5 protein-coding genes are annotated in these 3,189 nt (G+C 71.1%); 4 read left to right on the forward strand and 1 reads right to left on the reverse strand.

Going from position 1 to position 3,189, the window contains the following annotated elements:
* The 3 genes from ACFU6K_RS35020 to ACFU6K_RS35030 form a co-directional block, all read left to right on the forward strand.
* A partial coding sequence (locus ACFU6K_RS35020) for a hypothetical protein (protein WP_380670056.1) occupies positions 1-380 on the forward strand: 380 nt, incomplete at its 5' end.
* A gap of 290 nt (positions 381-670) precedes the next feature.
* Positions 671-1,123 carry a DUF2199 domain-containing protein gene (locus ACFU6K_RS35025; RefSeq protein WP_380670058.1) on the forward strand — a complete coding sequence of 151 codons (453 nt, stop codon included), beginning with the start codon at positions 671-673 and terminating at the stop codon, positions 1,121-1,123.
* Between the two features lie 58 nt (positions 1,124-1,181).
* Positions 1,182-1,583 carry a barstar family protein gene (locus ACFU6K_RS35030; protein ID WP_380670060.1) on the forward strand — a complete coding sequence of 134 codons (402 nt, stop codon included), beginning with the start codon at positions 1,182-1,184 and terminating at the stop codon, positions 1,581-1,583.
* Between the two features lie 88 nt (positions 1,584-1,671).
* Here ACFU6K_RS35030 and metF read toward each other — a convergent pair whose 3' ends face one another.
* Entirely contained in the window at positions 1,672-2,604 is a 933-nt protein-coding gene (gene metF / locus ACFU6K_RS35035; RefSeq protein ID WP_380670062.1) for a methylenetetrahydrofolate reductase [NAD(P)H], read from the reverse strand.
* A gap of 232 nt (positions 2,605-2,836) precedes the next feature.
* On the opposite strand from metF, the gene ACFU6K_RS35040 reads away from it, so the two are divergent.
* Positions 2,837-3,154 (forward strand): heavy-metal-associated domain-containing protein, encoded by a 318-nt coding sequence (locus ACFU6K_RS35040; protein ID WP_380670064.1) that lies wholly within the window; start codon positions 2,837-2,839, stop codon positions 3,152-3,154.
* Positions 3,155-3,189 lie beyond the last annotated feature (35 nt).

Below are 3,189 nucleotides of genomic sequence, written 5' to 3' on the forward strand. Positions count from 1 at the left end.
GCTCACGCCGCCGGCCGCGGTGGAGTCGGTGGCCAGGGGTCCGCACGACTGCCGCCCCACAGTCGGTCGGCCTCGTGATCCTTGAGAAGATCTCGTTCATGAGTGAGGATCCGAGGGCCCGAGAAGCCGTGTGGGCGGATGGAAGGAACCTGTACGACGTCGTCCCCGCTCTCGACGCTGTCATCGGGATCATCGGGCGGGATCTGGTCCTGGGCGAGTACTCGCTGGCGCATGCCACGGCGCACATGGCAGCGGAAATGATCGTGGAGCAGAGGGAATCGACAGGGATCCACGACGAGGGGACGGCATTGCTCGTCGTCCGTGCACTCGCCGAGTCGGCCGCCGCGACGGAACGCGCGAATGATGGACTCCGTTCGTAGCGAGGCGCCCTCCGGCCCGTGGCACAGCCAGCGCTCGGGCTTCGGTGAGACTGCCAAGGTTCCGTGCAACAGGACACTGACCTCAGCCCACAGCCGACGCCTGACCGCCTGCCGGGAACCGTAGGTCGGCACCGGCTCGCACGGGCCTGACCGCACACGCCTCGTTGGTGGTCGGACCACTCCCGGGTCCGGCCACCAACGCGTGGGAGCGGATCTGTAGTCTCTGCCGCATGTCGGCCGATCTTGGATTCACCTGCACCTGCTGCGGCGAACGTCACGCAGAGACACCCATGAACTTCTCCAGCTCTGCGCCCGCCTACTGGCAGCCGGACATGGAACAGGTGCGGGACTGCCTCCTCTCGTCCGACCAGTGCGTGATCCAGGGCGAAGCCTTCTTCGTGCGAGGACTGATCGAGCTGCCCGTCATCGGCCGGGACGACGTCTTCTCCTGGGGCGTCTGGGTCTCGCTCAGCGAGAAGAAGTTCGAGCGGGCGAGCGAGCTGTGGGAGACCCCCGGCCGCGAGTCGGAGCCCGCGTACTTCGGCTGGTTGTCGACCGACCTGCTCCCGTACTCTCCGTCGACGATCAACCTGAAGACCATGGTCCACACGCGTCCCGTGGGCGAGCGCCCCTTCATCGAACTGGAGCCGACCGGCCACCCGCTCGCGGTCGAACAACGCACGGGCATCACCATGGACCGCGTACGGGAGCTCGCCGAGGCCGTCCTGCACCCCAAGCCCTGAAGCCCTACCGTCGCCCTGTCCCGCTCCCCCGCTGAACCTGCTGTCGAATCGGACGAACATGACCGTGTACTGGACCGGCGAGGCCCCCTGGGTCCACCACCTCGGAGCGGACACCCGGCCCTCCGGACCCGACCTCCTGCCGTCCTCCGGCACCACCTTCGTCGCCCGCCTCGACGGCGCCGAACTCGGCGACGAGCAGCGGCTCTTCGAGCAGCTGAGCATCCACCTCCGTCTCCCGGCCTACTTCGGCTGGAACTGGGACGCCCTCGCGGACTGCGTGCGCGACCTGGCCTGGGTGCCCGCCGACCACTACCTGCTCGTCATCGAACGGTCGGCGCTGATGCTGCGGGACCACCCCGAGGACCGTGCCACCCTGCTCAGGATCCTCGACACCGCCGGCCGCCACTGGGGCCACAGCCTCGACCGGCCGGGCAAGTCCTTCAACACCCTGCTGCTGTAGGCGCGGACACCGACGGGCCTTTCCGGCGCCGGTCTCCTCGGACGAGGAGGCCGGCGCCGATCAGTCGACGGGGTGGGGTGCCTCGGGCTCAGGCCGCGGTGGGTGCCAGCGGGCGGGGGGTCGGGGTGGTGAGGGCGAGGTTGCGGTGGATCTCCAGGGCGGCGGTGGAGCGGTTCAGGGTGATGTAGTGGAGGCCGGGCGCGCCCTCGTGGAGGAGACGTTCGGCCATTGTGGTGGCATGGTCGACGCCGATGCGGTGGGCCGTCGCCCGGTCGTCGCGGGCCGCCTCCAGCCGTCGGGCCAGTCCGGACGGGAAGGAGGCGCCGCTGAGTTCGGCGAAGCGGGCGATCTGGCGTACGTCGGTGGCGGGCATGATCTCGGGGATGACCGGGGTCGCGCAGCCGGCCGCGGCCAGCCGGTCGCGCAGCCGCAGGTAGTGCTCGACGTCGAAGAACATCTGGGTGACGGCGTAGTCGGCGCCGGCCCGGCACTTGGCGACGAAGTGCCGGATGTCGTCGTCCCAGTCGGCCGAGCGCGGGTGGCGCTCGGGGAAGGCGGCGACGCCGACGGTGAACGCGCCGCACTCCTTGACGAGTCGGACCAGTTCGGCCGCGTACCGCACGCCCTGCGGGTGGGGCTCCCAGCGGCCGTTGGGGTTGCCCGGCGGGTCGCCGCGCAGGGCGAGGACGTCGCGGATGCCGACGTCGGCGTAGCGCCGTAGGACGGCCTGGAGTTCGGCGGTGGAGTGGCCGACGGCGGTGAGGTGGGCCACCGGGCGCAGGGTGGTCTGCGCGGCGATCAGTTCGGTGGTGCCGATGGTGCGGTCGCGCGAGGAGCCGCCGGCGCCGTAGGTGACCGAGACGAAGGTCGGCGCGACCGCCTCCACCCGCCGGATCGCCGCCCACAGGGCGCGTTCGCCGGCCTCGTCCTTGGCGGGGAAGAACTCGAAGGAGTAGGTCCGCTCGCCGGCCGCGAGGGTCTCGCGCAGGCCGCGCGGGGCGCGCCGGGTGGTGTGGTCCATGGGTTCACCTCAGGTGGTGGGGTCGGGTCGTCCGGGGATGCGGGGGAGCTCCTCCACCCTGCCCCGGCACCCGCAACAGGACTGTCACAGCGGGCCGTTGAGAGCCTCGGCCGGGCGGCGGAAAGTGTCCCGGCGGCTCTGGTAATTACCCTAGGGGGGTATGGTATGTTCGAAACGAAGCAGCCGCCCGGGCAGTCCGGACGGCGCCGGGCACCACGACAGGAGCACACCCATGAGCGAGACCACCGTCACCGTCGAGTCCGCCGCCGAGGCCACCTCCTGCTGCGGCTCGTGCGGCACCGGCGCCGGCGCGGCCCCGGCCGCCGAGTCCGGCCGGACCTCGGTCTTCCAGGTGAAGGGCATGACCTGCGGCCACTGCGTCTCCTCGGTGACCGCCGAGTTGAAGAAGCTCGACGGCGTCGAGGACGTCGCCGTGGACCTCGCCACCGGCCGGGTCACCGTCGGCAGCACCCTGCCGCTCGCCGACTCCGACGTGGCCGCCGCCGTCGACGAGGCCGGCTACGAGCTGGTCGGCCGCGTCGAGAACTGACCCGTCCACGTCGGCGCGGACGGGCGGACACCACC

This window comes from Kitasatospora sp. NPDC057512 (assembly GCF_042802135.1).
Lineage (GTDB): Bacteria > Actinomycetota > Actinomycetes > Streptomycetales > Streptomycetaceae > Kitasatospora.